This window comes from Novosphingobium sp. BL-S-21 (assembly GCF_055521655.1).
Genome location: NZ_CM145495.1, coordinates 445,691 through 466,873, shown reverse-complemented (window position 1 = coordinate 466,873; position 21,183 = coordinate 445,691). Strand labels below are relative to the sequence as shown.

Genomic DNA, 21,183 nt, shown 5'->3' with positions numbered 1-21,183 from the left:
CGATCACTGTTCGGCATCCTTCCTGATGGCCTGCAGCAGCGGATCGAATTCGCGATTGGCGCGGGACACGTAGATCCCCGTCAGCGCAATGCCCACAAGGATCACGCCCAGACCCACCGGGATCCCCCAGGTCGTCACATGGTTGCCGATCGGCGTCGCCAGAAGGTCCTTGCGGAAGGCTATGGCCAGGATGTAGCCGAAGAACACCGCCAGCATCACCCCTGTCAGTGTCCAGCTGAAACGCGACCTTCGGGCCACCAGCGCGTGATAGCGCGGGTCTTCGGCAACACGCTGCAACGCGCCGCCTGCCGGTTCTGCAGGATCCATGCTTCGCACCCTCTCTCGCAATATTGCGGCGGATGCTATGCCGAATTTCCCGGAATATCTAATGTTTAATGCGCAGCCGCGACGGGCCTTCCGGGCCATGTCCGCCCGGCAGCCGGGCTGCGCGGCAAGCCGATGCCGCCGCCGAAAGCGCAGTACGAGGAAAGAAGCCGGCCGGGGCAGTTGGCTTTCGTCAGGGTGATCTTGGCCCCGGCCGGTCGGCGCGCCTGAGGCTAAGCGCCGGAGTTTTCGCGACCCGCGGCTTCGTAGTCTATGCCGAGCTGCTGCAGGTAGGAATCGTACTTGGCCGGATCGTAGTATTTGGGCTGCATCGCCGGCCGGATCTGCGCCATCGTGCGCGCATTGCGGTCTATCGCGGGCATGTCGGCGGCGGCGATGAGCGGATCGTACTTCTGGTCCTTCAGCTGGACATCGCGCATCCAGCCCTTGGCATCGGTGATGAGCTGCGGCGTGGTGACGAGGTCGAGTATCGTCATCGCCACTGCCTTGGCGCCGACGACGGTGCCCTTGTGCGCGATCGGCGTGGCCATCGCCATCGCGGCGGTGGCGTGGTGGAAGATCACGTTCGGCACGTTCGCCGGATAGCCGATGGTCACGGTGGGCACCGTCCACATCACGTCGCCGATGTCGTCCGAGCCGCCGAAGCTGGCATTGCCGCGGGTGTCCGGTGTCGAAAGCGGCGCCACCTTGTCGGGCAGCGGCTCGACCTTGAGGTGGTTCTTCACCTGCACGGCCCGGGCAAAGCCCTGGTCCGCGGCGGACCATTGCGGAACACCCACCGCCTCGATATTGGCATAGAGTGCCTCTGCCAGGGGCTTGTTACCGTAGTTCGGCGCGGCGAAGCCCAGGACCTTGCGGCTCACCGTCGTACCCGTAGCCAGCGCCGAGGCTTCGGCCACCTGGTTCCCGGTCTCATAGAGACCGCGCAGCGCGGCGAAGTCCTTCTCGCGGAAATAGTACCAGCTGCTGGCCTTGTCGGGCACGACATTGGGCTGGCCGCCGCCATTGGTGATGACATCGTGCGAACGCTGCGTGAGCGGCAGATGCTCGCGCCGGAAGTTCCACATGACGTCCATCAGCTCCACGCCGTCCAGCGCGCTGCGGCCTTCCCACGGCATGGCCGCGGAATGCGCAGTCTTGCCCTTCCATTCGTATTCGACCGAGATCATCCCGGTCAGCCCGAGATCGCCCCAGCCGGTGCCGAAACCGGTGTTGACGTGAGCGAAGATCGACGCGTCGACATCCTTGAACAGGCCGGCGCGCACGTAATAGGCCTTGGTTGCCAGCAGTTCCTCGGCAACCCCCGGCCAGAGCATCAGCCGCCCCTGGATGCCGTGCCTGGCCATGACCTGCTTGGCGGCAAGGGCCGCGGCCACCATCAGCGGCATGCCCGAATTGTGCCCCTCGCCATGCCCCGGCGCGCCCTCGACCAGCGGCTTCACGTCCGCCACGCCGGGAACCTGGGACACGCCGAGCAGCCCGTCGATGTCGCTGCCCAGCGCGATCTTCGGCCCGCCGGTCCCCCATGTCGCGGTAAAGGCCGTGGGCACGCCGGCAACGCCGCGCTCCACCTTGAAACCGTTCCTTTCGAGGATCCCGGCGAGATATTCGCTGGTCTTCACTTCCTGGAAGCCGGGTTCGGCGAAAGAGTAGATCTCGTCCACCATGACCTGGATCTGCTTGCGCTGCGCCTCCACGGCGGCGCTGACTTCCTGCTTCAGCGCCGGATCCGCGGCGGCCTGTGCGGCGCCGGGGAGGAGCGAGGCTGCCGCAAGGGCGGCGGCGACAAGGGCTTTCTTGCGCATTCGGCTCACTCCGCCGGCTTCGTCAGCGTGGGATACTTCACCCCGAGCTGGTCGAGGTACGAGGGGTACTTGGCGGGATTGTAGTAATACTTCTCCATCAGCGGGCGGTAGAGCTGCATGTTGCGCTCGTTCAGCCAGATCGCGGGCACGTCCTTGTCCGTGAGGACAGGCGCGTAATTGTCCGTCTTGAGCTGGACGTCGGTGAAATAGGCCTTGGCGTCAGTGACCAGCTGCGGTGTGGTCAGGATGTCGAGCACGGTCATCGCCACGGCCTTGGCCCCCGCTTCCACGCCCTTGTGGGCGATCGGGGTCGCCATCGCGAAGGCCGAAGTGGAATTGTGGCCGATCATGTTCGGGATGTTCGACGGGAAGCGGATGGTGATCGTCGGCACGGCCCACATGATGTCGCCGATGTCGTCGGAACCGCCGCCCGTGGAAGGCTTGCGGTTTTCAGGCGTGGAGAGTTCGGTGACCTCGTCCTTCAGCGGCTCCATCTTGCGCTCGTTGAAGGTCTGCGCGGCCTTGGCGAAAGCCTGGTCGTCGGCGCTCCATTTCGGCATGCCCACCGCCTTGATATTGGCATAGGCCGCCTCTGCCAGCGGCTTGTTGCCGAAGTTGGGCGCCGCATAGCCGAGCGTCTGCTGGCTCATCGTCGTGCCGGTGGCCAGAGCAGCGGCCTTGGCGATGTCGTTGCCGGTTTCGTAGAGCTTGCGGATATCGTCGAAGGTGCGTTCGCGGAAGAAGTACCAGATGCTGGCCTTGTCCGGCACCACGTTGGGCTGTCCGCCGCCGTTGGTAATGATCATGTGCGAGCGCTGGGTCAGCGGCAGGTGCTCGCGCCGGAAGTTCCAGGCGACATCCATGATCTCCACCGCGTCAAGCGCGCTGCGGCCTTCCCACGGCATGCCCGCAGAGTGCGCGGTCTTGCCGTGGAAGGTATATTCCACCGAGACCATGCCGTTGCCCCCCATCTCGCCGTAGCCGGTCGAGAAGTCCGAGCTGACATGCGTGAAGATCGAGGCATCGACATCCTTGAACAGACCGGCGCGCACGTAATAGGCCTTGGTCGCCAGCAGTTCCTCGGCAACGCCCGGCCAGAGCATCAGGCGGCCTTCGAGCCCGTGCCTGGTCATGACCTTCTTCACCGCGATGGCCGCGGCCACCATCAGCGGCATGCCGGCATTGTGCCCCTCACCGTGCCCGGGCGCGCCTTCTACCAGCGGCTTGAGGTAAGGCAGGCCGGGGGTCTGCGAGACGCCGAGCACGTCGTCGATGTCGCTGCCCAGCGCGATCTTCGGGCCGCCCTTGCCCCATGTGGCGGTGAAGGCGGTGGGAATGCCGGCAACGCCGCGCTCCACCTTGAAGCCGTTCTTTTCCAGGATGCCGGTGAGGTATTCGGACGTCCGGACCTCCTGGAAGCCGGGTTCGGCATAGCTGAAGATCTGGTCCACCATGACCTGGATCTGCTTGCGCTGGGCCTCCACTTCGGCGGAAACTTCTTCCTTCAGCGCCTGAGGCGCGGCGGCATGGGCTGGCACGCTGCCCAGCCCGGTGGATAGGAGAGCGGCTGCAAGGGCGGCCGCGAACGCCGGGCGCTTGAACGTCTTCATGATACGATCATCCTCTCATGGAGCGTTTTTCCACCGGGCACCGCCGCCCGATGGAAAAACGCGGCAATTGGAAACTCAGAACTCGACCTTGGCGGACATGCGGAAAGTGCGGCCGATCACGTCGTAGCGGCTGCGGTTGGTCTGGGCGTAAGCCGGCACGTTGTTGCCGTCAGGCCCGTTGCCCACGAGCACGGGATCCTTGTTCAGCAGGTTGTTGACGATGAAGGTCAGGTGCCCGACCCCGCCGATCGCCGGGAACTTGAAGTCCACCGAAGCGTCGAAATAGGTCGCGCCCTTGATCGAGTTGTCGTTGATCGTGCGGTATTGCGCGGTGCTGACCGGGCAATCGCCGTCGCATTCGATCCAGTCGTTGCCGTAGACCCCATCGGTGAAGCCGCGCGCCACCAGGTTGAAGCTGACCGGGTCGATGTCGTAGAAGGCGCTCAGTCGGTAGACCCAGTTGGGCGAGGCATACGTGCCGCTGGTCAGGACGCCGGCATAGTCGATCGGGAAGCTGATGCCGTCGTCGACGACGTTCTTGATGTAATGGGTGGTCTGCCCGTGCAGGCGCAGGGTGCCCGGGCCGACCGGGACCGCGTAGCTGGCCTCGATATCGAAGCCGCTGGTTTTCTGGCGCGCGAAGTTGATCGGCGTGAGGTCGATCGTGCTGAGCTGCCCGTTCACGAAATGAATGTTCGGGCAATAAGAGCTGATCCCCTGCTCATAGCACAAGTCTACGGTCTGCTGGGCGGTGATCGAACCGATCGCGTCCTTGATCCGGATGGAATAGTAATCGAACGAGAGCGAGAAGCCCGGCAGGAACGTCGGTTCGAACACGGCGCCAAGAGTCCAGCTGTCGGCGACTTCGGGCTTCAGGTTGCGATTGCCGAAGGCGTTCTGCACGAATTGCAGCGATCCGGTCTGCGGGGCATCGGCGCCGGTCGGGATGATGACCGAATTGGTGCGCGCGGTACCGGCCGCGAACAGTTCCTCCAGGTTGGGCGCGCGGATGTCGTGGCTGATGTTGCCGCGCAGGCGCAGGGAGTCGATGGCCTGCCAGTTGGCGCCGACCTTCCACGTGCCGACCCAGCCCGACGTCGAGTAATGCGTGCCGCGCGCGGCGGCATTGACGTTCATGCCGTCGAAGATGGGCACGTCGAGTTCGAGGAAGCCCTCGTAGACGTCGTACTTGCCCTGGTTCACGCGGAAGTTGCCGTAGAGCCAGCCGGAATTGTACTGCGGATCCACCGAACCGTCGATCTGCTCGCGCCGCCATTCGACGCCGGTGGCGAAGGCCAGGTCTCCGGCCGGCAGCGCAAAGGCCTTGCCCGAGATCGTGGCGGCGGCAACGTCCTGCTTGATCGTCTGGTGGCGCAGCGGCTGGTTGCCGTCGTTGTAGATGTAGTTGAGCGCTTCCTGCGAGGGACCGTCGGTACCCAGCCTGTCGATGGGCACGCAGCCGTTACCCGGATTGGTCAGGGTGGAGCGGCAGACGATATTGCCCGTACCGTCGAACACGGCGTCCTGCGCCAGGGCCATGCGGGAATTGAGCCAGGTATTGGTCAGCTCCTCGCGCGCCTTGGTCACGCCCTTCTGGTAGTAGACATCCCAGTTCATGGCCTTTTTGAACATGTCGAACTGGCCCTTGGCGCCCACGACGCCGCGATAGACCTCGCGCTTGATATTGCTGCCCGGGATCGGGAAGCCGGCATTCGACGTGCCCACCGTGATCGAGGACAGCCCTTGCGCCGCCATCGCCGCGGCAACGGCCGGATACTGGCTGAGCAGGTAGGCATTGTCGGCCGCGATGGAAACGCCGGTGCTGGGCGTCTGCTGGTACGAGCTGGCGCTGACCGAGCGGTTGTAGGAGAACTGCCCGAAGATCTCGATATCCGGCGTGATCTCGAAGCCGGCGCGCTGGAACAGGCTCAGTCGCTCGTCGAGGGGGACCAGGGTATTGGTGCCGAGGTGCCCGTCCAGCGTGGTCTGCCAGTCGCCGCCGATCATCCAGGGGCTGGAGACGGTTCCATAGGTGAGCTGGGCGGTCTGCCCCTCGCCCAGGAAATACGTGCCGCGCAGCGGTCCGCTGGAGATCAGACCGCCTGCCGTGTAGCCGGCCGGGCCGATGCCGCTGCCGACCAGGCGCTGCGGCGCGCCGTTGGTGCCGTCATAGGCGGGGTTGTTGATCTGGAAGTAACCGCTGTCGTTCCAGTCGCGGTTGATCCCTTCCTCGCGGGTCTGCTTGAAGTAGGACACGTTGGTCAGCAGGTGCAGGCGGTCATCCAGCAGCGAGAAGCCCGCGGTGCCGGTGAAACGGTAGTTGTAGGCGTCGCCATAGGTGGAGAGGCCGGTATCGACCCCCAGCTTGACGCCTTCGTATCCCGTATCGAGGATGAAGTTGACCACGCCGCCCACCGCGTCCGAACCGTAGGCGGCAGAGGCGCCGCCGGTGATGACTTCGACGCGCTTCACCAGGTCCTGCGGGATCGTGTTGATGTCCACCGTGCCGCCCACGGTCGAGGCCACCGAGCGCTGCCCGTCGACCAGCACCAGCGTACGGCCCACGCCGAGGCCGCGCAGGCCGATCGAGTTGATGCCCGCACCCGCGTTCGACAGGCCGCCCGAGCTGTTCCCGGACGTGCCGCTGCCGGCGATGGCGGGAAGCTGGTTCACGAAATCGGAGATGTTCGCAGGCGCCTGGGCGGCGATATCCGCCTCTCCCAGTACCGCCACGGGGGTCGGCGCGCTGTAGCCGTCGCCGACGATGCGCGAGCCGGTGACGACGATATCGTTGACCGGTTGCTCATCGACCGCAGCGCTCTGGGCCAGCGCCGGCGTCGCCACCAGCAAGGGCGCCGCCACGCCTGCCAGCAGCAGGGCACGGATCGAGCGCGCTGAAAAGGTATCCATATTGCCTCGGCGCCGCGAGGTCTGGACTGCATTGCGCATCGCGAAAACTCCCTGTGACTGTTTCTCGCCACAGGCGCCCTCATCCCGATGGATGGAGAACTGGCAGCCCCGGACAGGCGAACACGCACCGCCCTCACGGTGCCTTGTCGACGCCCAACTGTGTCGGAACCCCTGTTCCCCGCACCCGCCAAATCCGCGGGCACTCCATCATCCGGCAATGTCCGCTTCGATGTCGGTTGCTCCCGACCCGGACTGCTGCCTGACTACTGCGATACTATCCGCAAGGGTGCGAACGATCCCACGAAAGTTCAGGAGATTTTCACCCCCTCGCGACGGATTTCATCACCGATTAGCAATATCGCGCAAGAAAGATGCATCCGCTCTCGCGAAGACGCACGTTCCTGAAATCAGCCATGGCCTGATTCGCGAAATGCAGTGCAGCATCGCACCTAAGGGCTGGGACTTTCACGAGAGGCAGCCCGCCCGCGCCGGAATTTCACGTCCTTGCGATCGTTTGCGCAGGATTCCATCACGGCGCGGTGCGGCCGGCCCGATAAGTTCGGGGAAGCTGCGTCCGGTTTCGGCTAGGCTTGCTGCAAGAGCGAGACAAGCGCGGCGAACAGGGGCCGCCGTCTCGTTGTCCTTCGAACGTCCGCTTCCAGGGGAACCTTCCAAGATGTCCATCGTCGCCCGCATGAAATCCATTCTCGCCGCCGGTTGCGCCGTAGCCTGCCTCACGCCCATGGCCGTGGCGGCGGCACCGGCCGCGGTGGTCTCGTCGCCGGACGGGGCCCTGCTTCCGGTTCTGGTCGACGCCGCCAAGGGGCGGTTGCTGCTTTCCCTGCCCGCGGCCGACGCGGAGGGTCTGTCGGGCCGCTACCTGTTCACGCAGGCGATCAAGACCGGCCTCGGCTCGGCGGCGATCCGCATCGACCGCGGCATGCAGGGCGATACCAAGATCCTGGTCTTCCGCCGCATGGGCGGCAAAGTCGCGGTGCTGTTTGAAAACCCCCGCTACCGGGCGAGCGGCGATGCCGAAGTGGCCAAGGGCGCCCGCGCGAGCTTCCCCTTCAGCACGGTAGCCATGCTCGAAATGGTGAGTGAAGCGGGCGGCGGCGTGACGGTGGATGCGACGCCGCTCGTCACCAGCGACGCCATGGACCTTGCCGGCGCCATCGGCGAAAGCGCCAAGGGCTACAAGCTCTCGGAGAAACTCAGCGCCCTCGACCCGGCGTCGGTCAAGGTCTTTCCCCGGAACGTCGAGTTCGAAACCGTCCAGACCTTCACCGCCGATAGCGCGGGCAAGGAACTCGACGTGCTCGCCCCGGATGGCCGCGCCGTGAGCGTCACCGTCCATTCCTCGCTGGTGGCCCTGCCCGAGCCCGGCTTCGTGCCGCGCAAGTTCGACATTCGCTCCGGCAGCCACGCCACCCAGGTCTACGATTTCGGCACGCCGCTGGGCAGCCCGATGCTGGTGGAATATGCCAACCGCTTCCGGCTGGAGAAGACCGACCCCACCGCGGCCCGATCGCCGGTGAAGAAGCCTATCGTCTTCTACATAGACAGCGCCGCGCCCGAGCCGATCCGCTCCGCCCTGGCGAGCGGCGTGCGCTGGTGGGCCGATGCCTTCGACGCAGCCGGCTTCATCGACGCCTTCCAGGTGGCCATCCTGCCCGCCGGCGTCGACCCGCAGGATGTGCGCTACAACGTGGTCAACTGGACCGACCGGCAGAACCGCAGCTGGTCCTACGGCGGGGGCGTGATCGATCCGCGCACCGGCGAGATCGTGAAGGGCGTGGTCGTGCTGGGCGCGCTGCGCGTGCGGCAGGACATCACCGTGTTCGAAGGCCTGGTCGGCACGGCGCAGAACAATACCGGCGGCGCCAACGACCCGGTTCGCGTGGCCCTCGCTCGGATCAGCCAACTGGGCGCGCACGAAGTGGGCCATGCCATCGGCTTCGTGCACAACTTCAAGGCCAGCCTGCAGGACCGCGCCTCGGTGATGGACTATCCGGGGCCTAAAGTGGGCATTGCCGACGGCCGGCTGGACCTCGGCGATGCCTATGCCACAGGCATCGGCAAGTGGGACAAGTTCACGGTAGACTGGCTATACGGCCAGCCCGCACCCGGCGTCGACGGCGATGCCGAAGCAGCGGCCAAGGCCGATGCCATTCGCAAGGCCGGCCTGATCTACGGCACCGACATCGACGGCCGCGCCCCCGATCTCGCGGTGCCCGGCGTCAACATGTGGACCGAAGGGCAGGACACCCCCGCCGATCTCGCGCATACGATGGCGGTACGCCGGCTCGCGCTGTCGGGCTTCGGTCCGAACGTGCTGCTGGCGGGTGAGCCGCTCTCCAACTTGCGCCGCAAGTTCGTGCCGATCTGGCTGTTCCATCGCTATTCCATCGACGCCACCGGCAAGCTGGTAGGCGGGGTGAACTACGAATACGCGGTCGTCGGCGATGGACGCGACACGCCCCGCCCTGTCCCGGCCGCCGACCAGATGGCGGCGATGGATGCGCTCATCGCCACGCTCTCCCCCCGCGAACTGACGGTTCCGGCGGCGCTCTCCATGCTGCTGTCCAGCGGCACAAGCGCCCGCACCGATGCCGAGGCAGCGCCCGAAGTGCTGCGCGGGGCCGGATCGGCAGTGTTCGATCCGCTCGTCGCCGCGCAAGTGGGCGCGCAGATGACGCTCGACAGCCTGCTTGCCCCCGCGCGCCTGACGCGCCTGCACATCCAGCATGGCTACGATGCGGCCCAGCCCGGCGTCGCCACGCTGCTCGACAAGCTGTCGCCCGTCATCGCCGCCCATGGCGATGCGGTTTCGCGCCGGATCGCCCAGACCGCCCTGCTGGCGATCGCCTCGGCCCGGCGCGATCCGGACACCCCCGCAGACGTCGCCGCGCTGCTGGACGGCTATCTCAAGGATACCGCCAAGGGCTTTGCCCGGGCCAGGAGCGGCTCCGAGGACGGCCTGTGGCAAGTCTCCATGGCAGCCCTGCTCGGCGATCCCGAGCGGCTGGAAACCGAAATCGGCAAGCTCAGCCGCCCGCGCCCGCCGATCCCCGCCGGCATGCCGATCGGGGGCGAAACCGGCTGGTTCGACAACATTCTGTCCGAATAACGCCTCAGACCCGCACCTTTTGTTTGAAATCGAAGGGAAACCCGGCACTATGGTTTCGAAACAAAAAAGAGGGGCGCTCATCAGGATGGATATGCAATCCAGCAAGCTGCATTGGCTTGAGGCAGCACGCGGCAAGCCAATGCAGCACGAACTGGACGACACCGACCTTCGCCTGATGCGCGCGCTCGTTTCGGACGGGCGTGCATCGGACGTGTGGCTGGGCGAAAAAGTGCACTTGTCCAGCACCGCCGTGGCCCGCCGCCGCAAGATCCTGGAGGAAGCGGGCTACATCACCCATTACTCGGCCAACCTCAACGTCCGCGCGCTGGGTTACGGAACATTGGTGATGGTCTCGATCGAGCTTGTCTCGCAGGCCGAATCCGTGCTGCAGGACTTCGAGAAGGCCGTGCTCGACAGCCCCTCGATGCAGTTCTGCGCCTTCGTCACCGGCGATACCGATTTCCTGATGATCCTCAATGTCCAATCGCTGGAAGACTACGACATGATCTACCGCAAGGAACTGTCGGTGCTGCCGCATGTCCGCCGCATCCGATCGAGCTTCGTGCTGCGGGAAGTGGCCAGCCGCCAGATCGCGCCGGCCATTCTCAACCGGCCGCTTCACGCCGCGAAGTAGTCGCCCCGCGCCGGTATTCCGGCCGGGAAAACCGACAAGGCGCGCGTCCGCCGCGAAACCGCCCGATGCCTGGCGACGTTGACCTGTCGTCAGATCGGGAGAGCGATGGATGACCGAGCCGCATTTCAGGCCCACGATGAAGATGGCCGCAGCCGCGAGACGCGGGCTCCGCCTGCGCGAAAAATTCGGCCGCGGCGGGACCAAAGTGGGCGTCGAGCGCGCGCACCAGCTGGCTAGGCGCCACGATCTTCGTGCAGGCGACGTGAAGTCCATGCACAGCTACTTCGCCCGTCACGCCGTGGACAAGGACACCGCGACCCACAAATGGAATTCGAACAGCGACCCTTCGGCCGGGTTCATCGCCTGGCTGCTGTGGGGCGGGGACGCCGGCAAGGAATGGGCCGATCGCAAGGCCCGGACGCTTGAAGCCTGATCCAGGAAGAGGAACCGTCATGAAGCTCTATTACGCACCCGGCGCCTGCAGCCTTGCCGACCATATCGCGCTGATCGAAAGCAAGCTGCCCTTCACCATCGACAAAGTCGATCTCAAGGCCCGCACCACCGCCGAAGGCGAGGACTATACTGCCGTCAATCCCAAGGGCTATGTCCCGGCCCTCGGTCTCGACACAGGGGGTGTCCTGACGGAGAACGTGGCGATCCTCGGCTATATCGCCGACCGGGCCGGAAACCTCATGCCGCAGGGGCCGCTCGGCCGGTTCCGGGCGCTCGAGGCCCTCGCCTATATCTCGACCGAATTGCACAAGAGCTTCGCGCCCTTCTTCAAGCCGGGCTCCTCGGACGAGGCAAAGTCCGCCGCGAAGACCCAGCTGGGCAAGCGCTTCGGCCTGTTCGAGGATGCGCTGGCCAGCCAGGAATTCGCGCTGGGCGATCAGTTCGGCGTCGCCGACTGCTACCTCTTCGTCATGCTGTTCTGGGCCAGGGAGAAAGTCGGCCTCGACCTGCCGCCCAACCTCTCATCCTACTACGAGCGTCTCTCGCAGCGCGCCGCGATCCAGCAGGCGTTGGCAGAGGAGGGGCTAGGGGACTAGGGGGCTAGAAGGCTAGGCGGCCCAGAGTCAGGACCTGGCCCGGGCCGTCATCCCCCGGGCATGAAGCCATCGTCCCGGTCGGAGGCGGTGGGTGCGCTGATCGCATCGCAGATCGCCCGAAGCGCCGGTTTCAGGCCTTCCTCGTAAGTGGGATGATAGAACGGCATGGCGAGCATCTGGTCGGCGGTAAGCCCCTGGTCGATGGCCAGCGCGAACAAATGGGCGCTGTGTTCCACGGCCGGCCCGACCATCTGGACCGCCAGCAGCCGGCCGCCTTTCGCATCGGCATCGATCTTCACGCAGCCCGCGTTCGTGGCGAAGACCTTGGCGCGTCCCTGGTCTTCGTAGGAGGCGGCGCCGCGCACCGTTGCGGCGCCTTCCGGCACTTCGCCGACCCGAGCCATGGCGGGCGAAGTGAACATGATCGAGAGCGGCGGCATGCGGCGCCCCGGCTTCACCTCGGGGAAGCGGGCGGCGTTGCGACCGGCGATGGCGCCTTCGGCCTGCGCCTCGTGCAGCACCGGCCGGCCATGCTCGGCGTCACCGGCGATGAAGATGGCCTGATCGCCGCACTGCATCGTCCGCGGGTCGGTCTTCGGCGCCCCATGCTTGTCGAGAGCGAGGCCGGTGGTTTCCAGCCCCAGATCGGCAAGCTGCGGAGGGCGCCCCGCCGCGGCCAGGATATGGTCGAAAGTCGCATCCCCCCTGGACTTTCCCGTCCAGGACAAGCGGACCTGCTTGCCCGAGGCTTTCGCCGAGAGCTTCACGCCGAGATGGACGGCAAATTCGGCTTCCAGACATTGGCGCAGGCTTTGCGCGATCGCCTCGTCTTCCAGTCCTGCCAGGCTTTCGCCTTCATCGAACACGGCAACGTCCACTCCCAGCCGCGCCAGCGCCTGCGCCAGTTCGAGGCCCAGGGGGCCCGCACCGATCACGCCGACGGAGCCGGGCAGCGCCTCAAGCTCGAACAATGTCTCGTTCGTCAGCACGGCATGACCGACTTCGCTGAGGAAATCGGGAACCGAGGGTCTGGCCCCCGCGGCGATCACGACGGCTTTCGCCGTGACGCTGGTGCCGTCGTCGATGACCAGCTTGCCCGCACCTTCGAACCGGGCGCGTCCCTTTAGCATCGTGCCCTTGGGCAGCTTCCCGAACTCGGCCTTCACGCCGGCCACGAACCCGTCCCGCAGCGCCCGCAGCCGCGCCATGACCGCGGCGCCATCCACCACAGGCTCCGCGCGGACGCCGAAGACTTGCGCGTGACGGGCCGCATGGGCCGCCTGGCCCGCGGCGATCAGAAGTTTCGAAGGCATGCACCCCACCGTGGTGCAGGTGGTGCCGGCAAAGGCCGGATCGATCAGCAGCGTGGAGGCGCCATTGGTCCGGGCCGCACGCTCGGCAGCAAGGCCCGCCGTGCCCGCGCCGATGATGGCGACATCGCAGGTCCGGTCAGTCATGCCGGGCCGCACCGCCATGGCTGTTCCAGCGGGCCCTGTCGCCCGGCTGCCGTATCTTCGTCATCGCTGTCTCCTTTGCCTGGAACAACTCGCGAGGGCGCCAAGTGTTCGCGCCTTCCGCCGGGACTTGCGGCTCATGAAGCAGGCGGCCAAGGCAGCGGCCCCGTGCGGGCCATCATATGCAAATCCTATGCGACCGGCCCCAGCCTCGTCTCGAATGTTTACGGCGGATGGGGCTAGCGGGGCTGCTGCAATCGCTTCCGCCGCACCGCGCGGCGATGGGCGTGCAGGAGCATCACCATGCAGGACATCCTCTGGATCGGCCTCTTCCTGACCTTGCTGGCGGCGAGCCTCGGCTACGCGGCGCTGTGCGACAGGGCGTGAGGAGCAGGCAGCCATGACCATCGATCTCTGGCTGGGCGCGGGAACCGCGCTCGGTCTTCTCGTCTACCTCGTTGCCGTGCTCGCGCGGCCCGAACGCTTCTAGGAGGCGATCCCATGACTTATCAGGGATGGCTGCTGATCGCAGCTTTCGTCTGTCTGCTGCTGGCGCTCGTCCGGCCGATGGGCCTCTGGCTCTTCGCGCTCTACGAAGGCCGCCGCACCCCGCTTCACTCCGTGCTCGGCCCGGTCGAGAGCGGTTTCTACCGCCTCTCCGGCATCGATCCGCAGGAGGACCAGTCCTGGCGGCGCTACGCCGTGCACATGCTGATCTTCAACGCCGTGCTGCTCCTGCTGACTTATCTCGTGCTGCGGATGCAGGCGCTGCTGCCGCTCAACCCGCGCGGCCTTCCCGCCGTGGGCGAGCACCTCGCGTTCAACACGGCGGTGAGCTTCACCACCAACACCAACTGGCAGAGCTACGCAGGCGAATCGACGATGTCGAACCTCAGCCAGATGCTGGGCCTGACACTGCACAACTTCCTTTCCGCCGCCACCGGCATAGCGCTCGCCTTCGCGCTGTTCCGCGGCTTTGCCCGAAGGAGCGCAGCGGGCATCGGCAATTTCTGGGCCGACATGACGCGGGTGACGCTTTACCTGCTGCTGCCGCTCTGCACCGTGCTGGCGCTGTTCTACATCGCCAGCGGCGTGCCGCAGACCCTGGCGGGATCGGTCGATATCACGACCCTGGAAGGCGTGAAGCAGACGCTGGCGCTCGGCCCCGTGGCGTCGCAGGAGGCGATCAAGATGCTGGGCACCAACGGCGGCGGCTTCTTCAACGCCAACTCGGCCCATCCCTTCGAGAACCCCTCGGCACTGACGAACCTGGTGCAGATGCTCTCGATCTTCGCGATCGGGGCCGGGCTGACTCACGCTTTCGGCAAGGCCGTGGGCGATGCGCGCCAAGGCTGGGCGATCCTGGCCGCGATGATGGCGCTGTTCCTGGCGGGCACGGCCGTGACGTACTGGCAGGAAGCCGCCGGCAACCCGGTGCTTCATCATCTCGGCCTCGGCGGCGGCAACATGGAGGGCAAGGAAGTCCGCTTCGGCATCGCCGCTTCCGCACTGTTCTCGGTTGTCACGACGGCGGCGAGCTGCGGCGCGGTCAATGCCATGCACGACAGTTTCACCGCGCTCGGCGGGCTGGTGCCGCTGTTCAACATCCAGCTGGGCGAAGTCGTGGTCGGCGGCGTGGGCGCGGGGATCTACGGGTTCCTGCTGTTCGCGATCCTGGCCGTTTTCGTGGCGGGGCTGATGGTCGGGCGCACGCCGGAATATGTCGGCAAGAAGATCGAAAGCCGCGAGGTCAAGCTGGCGGTGCTGGCCATTGCCGTCCTGCCGCTCGTCATCCTGGGCTTCACCGCCCTCGCCTCGGTCCTGCCCGCCGGGCTGGCCGGACCGCTGAACAAGGGACCGCACGGATTTTCCGAGATCCTCTATGCCTTCACCTCCGCGGTCGGCAACAACGGCTCCGCCTTCGCCGGGCTGACGGCCAATACGCCCTTCTATGACGGCATGCTGGGCATCGCCATGTGGATCGGCCGCTTCTTCATCATCATCCCGATGCTGGCCGTGGCAGGCAGCCTCGCCGCCCGCAGGCACACCCCGCCCACCGCGGGCAGCTTCCCCACCACCGGCCCGCTCTGGACCGGCCTGCTGATCGGCATCGTGCTGATCGTCGGCGGCCTGACCTTCCTGCCCGGCCTCGCCCTTGGCCCCGTTGCCGATCATCTCGCGATGATCCGCGGCCAGCTTTTCTGAGGATCAACCCATGGCTCGATCCGCCAAGACTTCGCTTTTCACCGCAGACCTGATCCTCCCCGCGATCGGCGATGCGTTCCGCAAGCTCGACCCGCGCGAACTGATCCGCAATCCGGTGATGTTCACCACTGCCGTCGTCGCCGTCCTGCTCACGATCCTGCTGATCGCCGGGCATGACGGACTGGCCGCCGGCTTCAAGATCCAGCTCGTGCTCTGGCTCTGGCTGACCGTGCTGTTCGGCACGTTTGCCGAAGCGCTGGCCGAAGGGCGCGGCAAGGCGCAGGCCGCGTCCCTGCGCGCCGCCAAGGCCGAACTGACCGCCAGGCGGCTGAAGGGAGACGGCCTCGGCGCGGACGACCGCTACGAGGAAGTGCCCGCCAGCGCCCTGCGGCGCGGCGACGTGGTACTGGTCCGGACCGGCGACCTCATCCCCTCCGACGGCGAAGTGATCGCGGGCGTCGCCTCGGTCAACGAAGCCGCCATCACCGGCGAGAGCGCCCCCGTCATCCGCGAGGCGGGCGGCGACCGCTCGGCCGTGACCGCCGGCACCCGCGTGATCTCGGACGAGATCCGCGTGCGTGTCACCGTCCATCCCGGCCAGGGGTTCCTCGACCGCATGATCGCGCTGGTCGAAGGCGCGGAACGCCAGAAGACCCCCAACGAGATCGCGCTGACCCTGCTGCTGGTGGGCCTGACCATCATCTTCCTGATCGCCGTGGGCACGATCCCGGGCTTTGCCAGCTATGCCGGCGGCACAGTGCCGGTGGCGATCCTGGCCGCCCTGCTCATCACCCTGATCCCCACCACCATCGCCGCGCTGCTTTCCGCCATCGGCATTGCGGGGATGGACCGTCTGGTGCGCTTCAACGTGCTCGCCAAGTCCGGCCGCGCGGTCGAGGCGGCGGGAGACGTCGACGTGCTGCTGCTCGACAAGACGGGCACGATCACCGTGGGAGACCGCCAGGCCAGCGAGTTCCGCCCGGTCGGCGGCGCCACCACGGCCGAACTGGCCGAAGCCGCGCTGCTCGCCAGCCTGGCCGACGAGACGCCGGAAGGGCGGTCGATCGTCCTGCTCGCCCGCGAGACATGCGGACCTGGCCCGGACGCGCTGCCCGAAGGTGCGACCGTCATACCCTTCACGGCGCAGACCCGCATTTCCGGCATCGACACCGATGAACGCATGGTTCGCAAGGGCGCGGTCCAGGCGATCCTGCGCGCCCATCCCGGGGCCGCCGCCACCGTTGCGGCCACCGAATTGCGCCGCGTGACGGACGAGATCGGCCGGGCTGGCGGCACCCCGCTGGCCGTCGCTTCGAACGGCCGCCTGCTGGGCGCGATCTTCCTCAAGGACATCGTCAAGGCCGGCATCCGCGAACGCTTCGGCGAACTGCGCGCCATGGGCATCCGCACCGTCATGATAACGGGTGACAATCCCCTGACCGCCGCCGCGATCGCTGCCGAGGCCGGGGTGGACGATTTCCTGGCCGAGGCCACGCCGGAGGACAAGCTGGCACTGATCCGCAAGGAACAGCAAGGTGGACGCCTGGTCGCCATGTGCGGAGACGGCACCAACGACGCACCGGCACTGGCGCAGGCGGACGTGGGCGTCGCCATGAACACCGGTACCCAGGCCGCGCGCGAGGCGGGCAACATGGTCGATCTCGACAGCGATCCCACCAAGCTGATCGAAGTCGTGGGCCTCGGCAAACAGCTGCTGATGACCCGCGGCGCCCTGACGACGTTCTCGGTCGCCAACGACGTCGCCAAGTACTTCGCGATCATTCCCGCCATGTTCGTGGCGCTCTATCCAGGGCTCGGCGTGCTCAACGTCATGCGCCTCGGCACCCCGGAAAGCGCGATCCTTTCGGCGATCGTCTTCAACGCCCTGATCATCCCCTGCCTGGTGCCGCTGGCGCTGCGGGGCGTGACGTACCGGCCGATGGGCGCCGGCCCGCTGCTGGCGCGCAACCTGGCGCTCTACGGGCTGGGCGGACTGATCGCGCCCTTCATCGGCATCAAGCTCATCGACATGGCCGTGAACGGCCTGGGCCTCGCCTGAGGAGACATGGAATGAACCGGGATATCCTTTCGTCGCTGCGTCCGGCCCTCGTGATGACGGTGCTCTTCGCGCTGCTGCTGGGCCTCGCCTATCCGCTGGCCATCACCGGACTGGGGCAGTTCCTGTTCCCCGCCCAGGCGGGCGGCAGCCTCATCGCGGAACGCGGCAGGATCGTCGGCTCCTCCGTGGTGGGGCAGGCCTTCGTTACCGAACGCTACTTCCACACCCGCCCCTCGGCAGCGGGCAAGGGCTACGACGGCCTTGCCTCCTCCGGGTCGAACCTCGGTCCCGCCTCGCGCGTGCTGGCCGAGCGCGTGGGGGGCGACATTCACGCGCTGCAGACTGCGGCACCCGGTCGACCCGTTCCATCCGACCTGGTGACCACCTCCGCCTCGGGGCTCGATCCCGACATCAGCCCCGAGGCGGCCTTGTACCAGGTGGACCGCGTCGCCCGTGTCCGCAATCTCGATCGCGCGGCGGTCGAGACCCTGGTCGAACAGTCCGTGGAGCGGCCGATCCTGGGCTTTCTGGGCGAACCGCGCGTGAACGTCCTGATGCTCAATCGGCGGCTCGATGCCATTGGCCGCAAGCCCGTGCCGTGACCGAAGCCGATCGGCCTTCACCCGAAGCCCTCCTGCGCGCCGCCGCGCGGGAGGGACGCGGCCGTCTCAAGATCTTCCTCGGCGCCGCACCGGGGGTGGGCAAGACCTGGGAAATGCTGACCGAAGGCCGCCAGCGCCGGGAAGCCGGCGCCGACGTCATCGTGGGCGTGGCCGAAACCCATGGCCGGCGGGACACCGAGGCACTTCTGGGCGGCCACGAGATCATCCCCCGGCGGCAGATCGATCACCGGGGCCATGCGCTGGACGAGATGGACCTCGACGCCATTCTCGAACGCTGCCCCGGCCTGGTGCTGGTCGACGAACTGGCGCACAGCAATGCGCCCGGCAGCCGCCATCCCAAGCGCTATCAGGACGTGGTGGAACTGCTCGACGCCGGGATCGACGTCTATTCCACACTGAACATCCAGCACGTCGAGAGCCTGAACGACGTCGTCGCCTCCTTCACCCGCGTCCGCGTGCGCGAGACGGTGCCGGATTCGATCCTCGAACAGGCCGAGATCGAAGTGGTGGACATTCCCCCGGACGAGCTGATCGAGCGGCTGCGGGACGGCAAGGTCTATATCCCGCATGAGGCGACGCGGGCGCTCGGCCACTTCTTCTCGAAATCCAACCTCACGGCCTTGCGCGAACTGGCTCTGCGCCGCGCGGCTCAGGCGGTCGACGCGCAGATGCTGGAGCACCTGCGCGCCCATGCCCTCGCAGGCAGTTTCGCCGCGGGCGACCGGATCATGGTCGCCATCGGCGCGGATGCCCACGCGGCCGGGCTGGTTCGCGCGGGCAAGCGCCTGGCCGATGCGCTGAGGGCGCCCTGGAGCGCGGTCCATATCGAAACCCGGCGGGACCATCACTTCCGCGAGGAGGATCGACGCCGGTTGGCCGAAGCACTGGCGCTGGCCTCCCGGCTCGGCGCATCCACCGCCAGCATTCCGGCCTTCGGTGTAGTCGAAGGTCTGCGCGACTTCGCCCGGCAGGAACGGGCGACCCAGTTGGTGATCGGCCAGATCGCGACTGGTCAGATCATGACTGGCCAGATCCTGCCCGGAACGTCTCACCGCTCCCACTGGCGCGTGCGGCGGCGCGGGTCGGCGGTGGACCGTCTGCTGGGCAGCATTGGCGACGTGGCGATCCATGTCCTGCCGTTCGCGGCGGAGCCCGTCCCGCGAGGCCGGAGGGGACGTGGCCCGCGCCGGCGCTGGGGGCCGCCGTCGCACTATCTCTGGTCCCTGCTGATGGTCGCCGCAGTGACCGCGGCCGGGCGGGTGCTCGTCGAAGTGCTCGATCTTGGCAATATCGCGTTGCTGTTCCTGGTGCCGGTCATGTTCGCCGCCGCGACATTCGGCCTGCGCGCCGGACTGTTCACCGGGCTCGCGGCCAGCCTCGCCTACAATTTCTTCTTCCTGCCGCCCACCGGCACACTGACGGTCAGCAACCCGGAGAACGTCGTCTCCATCCTCGTCCTCCTGGGCGTGGCCTTTGCCACCAGCCAGTTCGCAGCCCGCGTCCACGCGCAGGCGGAACTTGCCGGATCGAGCGCGCGCCAGAACGCCGCGCTGGCCGGCTTCTCGCGCCAGCTCACCGCCGCGGCGACGCAGGAGGCGCTGCTCCAGGCGATCTGCGCGGAAGTCGCCCGGCTGCTCGACGTGAAGACGGTGCTGCTGCTCCCCACCCCCCAGGGCCCCGAGCTTCGCGCCGCCTTTCCGCCCGAGGACCGACTGGGGCAGATCGAGATCGCCGCCGCGCAGTGGGCGCTGGACAGGGGTTTGCCCGCCGGACGCGGTTCCGCCACGCTGACCGCATCGGACTGGCTGTTTCACCCGCTGCGCACCGCGCGCGGTGTCCTTGGCGTACTCGGGATCGCCCGGAGCGACGCCCGCGACCCGCTCCGGTCCGACCGACTGCCCCTGTTGATGAGCCTGCTCGACCAGGCCTCCATCGCCTTCGACCGCATGGCGCTGGAAACGGAGCATTCGCAGGCGCGCCGGATCGCCGCGCCGGACGGGCTGAACGCGGCCTTGCTTTCCGCGCTGGACCAGGATCTGCGCAGCCCCCTCTCCGCAATCGTCGCCGCGGCCCGGGACATGAAGCGACGTCCCTCGGCAGACCTGGCGGGCATCATCGAAACCGAGGCCGCCCGGCTCGACCGCCTGGCAGCGGCGCTCATCGATCTGGCCCGCCTGGAAACCGGCGCCCTGCCCGTGCAAGCCGAAGCGACGGACCTGTTCGGCGCCGTCGCGGATGCCTTGCACGAAACCCGCCGGTCACGGCAGGATTCCGGCGTGACCATAGATATCGCGCCCGGCATGCCCCCCGTGCAGGTCGACCCGGTGCTTCTGCGCCATTGCCTCGTCATCCTGCTCGACAGCGCCGGCAGCGCCGCGGAACGGGAACTCCTGATCCACTGCCGCCGCCTGCCCGACGCGATCACGCTCTCGATAATCGGGGCCGCGCCCCAGCACGCCACCGGGTCCGCGCGCGTTCAGGGCATTGTGAAAGCCTTCGCCCGGGCTATGGATCTGTCGGTGGAAGCGGCGGGCGATGACGCGGCCCCGGGCCCCGGCTTCACCATTCGCATTCCCGCAGCGCTGATCGGCGTGCCTCTCGATAGCAAGGACCTTCCATGACGGCCCCGAAAGTCCTCATCGTCGACGACGAACCGCACATTCGCTCCCTCGTGCAGAGGGCCATGGCGGACGCGGACTATGCCGTGGTGGCGGCGGAAAACGCGCGCGAGGCGCTGGAACTGCTGGCGCAGGAGGAGCCGGACCTCGTCCTGCTCGATCTCGGCCTGCCCGATCGCGATGGCCTGGAACTGGTGCCGCTGATCAAGCGGCATGGCGACAAGGCGCTCATCGTCATTTCGGCCCGCGACGCGATAGAGGAAAAGGTCGCAGCGCTCGACCTTGGCGCCGACGACTATCTCACCAAGCCCTTCGACATCGCCGAACTTCTCGCCCGCGCGCGCGCGGCGCTGCGGGGCAGAATGACACGCGGCGGCAGCGGGAACGGCCGCGTTCTCGTGATAGGCGATCTCTCGATCGACCTGGCCTCGCGCCGGATCGTGAAGGGCGGCCGCGAAGTCCGCCTGACCCCCAAGGAATATGCCGTGCTGTCCCAGCTCGCGGAATTCCCCGGCCGGGTCATCACCCATGACCGGATCATGGCACATGTCTGGCCCGACGCCGCAGAACGCCATGTCGAATACTTGCGCGTCCTGGTGCGGGCCTTGCGCCAGAAGCTGGAAACCGACCCCCAGCGCCCGCGGATCATCGGCAACGACGCAGGCATCGGCTACCGCCTGCGCCTTGCGGAAGACCTCTGATACCGCGTTCCGCGTTCCTAGCCACTGGCCGCTCGCCACC

Annotated in this window: 15 protein-coding genes; 10 read left to right on the top strand and 5 right to left on the bottom strand. The window is 67.0% G+C overall.

The features are described from left to right. Positions 1 to 3 precede the first annotated feature (3 nt). The 4 genes from ACZ1J6_RS01795 to ACZ1J6_RS01780 form a co-directional block, all read right to left on the bottom strand. Positions 4 to 327, bottom strand: a complete 324-nt coding sequence (locus ACZ1J6_RS01795) for a DUF485 domain-containing protein (RefSeq protein ID WP_132267076.1) — start codon at positions 325 to 327, stop codon at positions 4 to 6. 230 nt (positions 328 to 557) lie between these two features. Next, a complete protein-coding gene (locus ACZ1J6_RS01790) occupies positions 558 to 2,150 on the bottom strand; it encodes an amidohydrolase (protein ID WP_134094231.1) in 1,593 nt (530 codons plus the stop codon). A gap of 5 nt (positions 2,151 to 2,155) precedes the next feature. Further along, positions 2,156 to 3,760, bottom strand: coding sequence for an amidohydrolase (locus ACZ1J6_RS01785; protein WP_134094230.1), 1,605 nt, complete (start codon positions 3,758 to 3,760; stop codon positions 2,156 to 2,158). 75 nt (positions 3,761 to 3,835) lie between these two features. After that, positions 3,836 to 6,670, bottom strand: a complete 2,835-nt coding sequence (locus ACZ1J6_RS01780; RefSeq protein ID WP_465127381.1) for a TonB-dependent receptor plug domain-containing protein — start codon at positions 6,668 to 6,670, stop codon at positions 3,836 to 3,838. A 676-nt stretch (positions 6,671 to 7,346) separates the two neighbouring features. Between ACZ1J6_RS01780 and ACZ1J6_RS01775 the strand changes: the two genes are divergently transcribed. The 4 genes from ACZ1J6_RS01775 (at position 7,347) to gstA (ending at position 11,483) form a co-directional block, all read left to right on the top strand. After that, a complete protein-coding gene (locus ACZ1J6_RS01775; RefSeq protein WP_134094229.1) occupies positions 7,347 to 9,800 on the top strand; it encodes a zinc-dependent metalloprotease in 2,454 nt (817 codons plus the stop codon). Positions 9,801 to 9,849: 49 nt separating this feature from the next. After that, the gene (locus ACZ1J6_RS01770; RefSeq protein WP_207913003.1) at positions 9,850 to 10,434 is read left to right on the top strand and encodes an Lrp/AsnC family transcriptional regulator; all 585 of its coding nucleotides are present in this window, start codon (positions 9,850 to 9,852) and stop codon (positions 10,432 to 10,434) included. A gap of 109 nt (positions 10,435 to 10,543) precedes the next feature. After that, positions 10,544 to 10,867, top strand: coding sequence for a hypothetical protein (locus tag ACZ1J6_RS01765; protein ID WP_134094227.1), 324 nt, complete (start codon positions 10,544 to 10,546; stop codon positions 10,865 to 10,867). 19 nt (positions 10,868 to 10,886) lie between these two features. Beyond that, complete coding sequence (gene gstA, locus ACZ1J6_RS01760) at positions 10,887 to 11,483, top strand: glutathione transferase GstA (protein ID WP_134094226.1); 597 nt, start codon at positions 10,887 to 10,889, stop codon at positions 11,481 to 11,483. Between the two features lie 47 nt (positions 11,484 to 11,530). Here gstA and ACZ1J6_RS01755 read toward each other — a convergent pair whose 3' ends face one another. Further along, positions 11,531 to 12,940, bottom strand: a complete 1,410-nt coding sequence (locus ACZ1J6_RS01755; RefSeq protein WP_134094225.1) for a dihydrolipoyl dehydrogenase — start codon at positions 12,938 to 12,940, stop codon at positions 11,531 to 11,533. A gap of 397 nt (positions 12,941 to 13,337) precedes the next feature. Here ACZ1J6_RS01755 and ACZ1J6_RS01750 point away from each other — a divergent pair, with 397 nt between their 5' ends. From ACZ1J6_RS01750 to ACZ1J6_RS01725, 6 genes are read left to right on the top strand one after another with little or no spacing between them, the layout of a single operon-like run. Next, a complete protein-coding gene (locus tag ACZ1J6_RS01750) occupies positions 13,338 to 13,427 on the top strand; it encodes a potassium-transporting ATPase subunit F (RefSeq protein ID WP_132267089.1) in 90 nt (29 codons plus the stop codon). A gap of 11 nt (positions 13,428 to 13,438) precedes the next feature. Further along, positions 13,439 to 15,142 (top strand): potassium-transporting ATPase subunit KdpA, encoded by a 1,704-nt coding sequence (gene kdpA, locus ACZ1J6_RS01745; protein WP_134094224.1) that lies wholly within the window; start codon positions 13,439 to 13,441, stop codon positions 15,140 to 15,142. A gap of 10 nt (positions 15,143 to 15,152) precedes the next feature. Then, entirely contained in the window at positions 15,153 to 17,201 is a 2,049-nt protein-coding gene (gene kdpB / locus ACZ1J6_RS01740; protein WP_134094223.1) for a potassium-transporting ATPase subunit KdpB, read from the top strand. Between the two features lie 11 nt (positions 17,202 to 17,212). Continuing rightward, positions 17,213 to 17,803 carry a potassium-transporting ATPase subunit KdpC gene (gene kdpC / locus ACZ1J6_RS01735; RefSeq protein WP_134094222.1) on the top strand — a complete coding sequence of 197 codons (591 nt, stop codon included), beginning with the start codon at positions 17,213 to 17,215 and terminating at the stop codon, positions 17,801 to 17,803. Beyond that, positions 17,800 to 20,445 (top strand): DUF4118 domain-containing protein, encoded by a 2,646-nt coding sequence (locus ACZ1J6_RS01730; RefSeq protein WP_134094221.1) that lies wholly within the window; start codon positions 17,800 to 17,802, stop codon positions 20,443 to 20,445. The genes kdpC and ACZ1J6_RS01730 overlap by 4 nt, the downstream gene beginning before the upstream one ends. Continuing rightward, complete coding sequence (locus ACZ1J6_RS01725) at positions 20,442 to 21,143, top strand: response regulator (RefSeq protein ID WP_134094220.1); 702 nt, start codon at positions 20,442 to 20,444, stop codon at positions 21,141 to 21,143. Before ACZ1J6_RS01730 ends, ACZ1J6_RS01725 begins: the two co-directional genes overlap by 4 nt. The last annotated feature ends 40 nt before the right edge of the window (positions 21,144 to 21,183 follow it).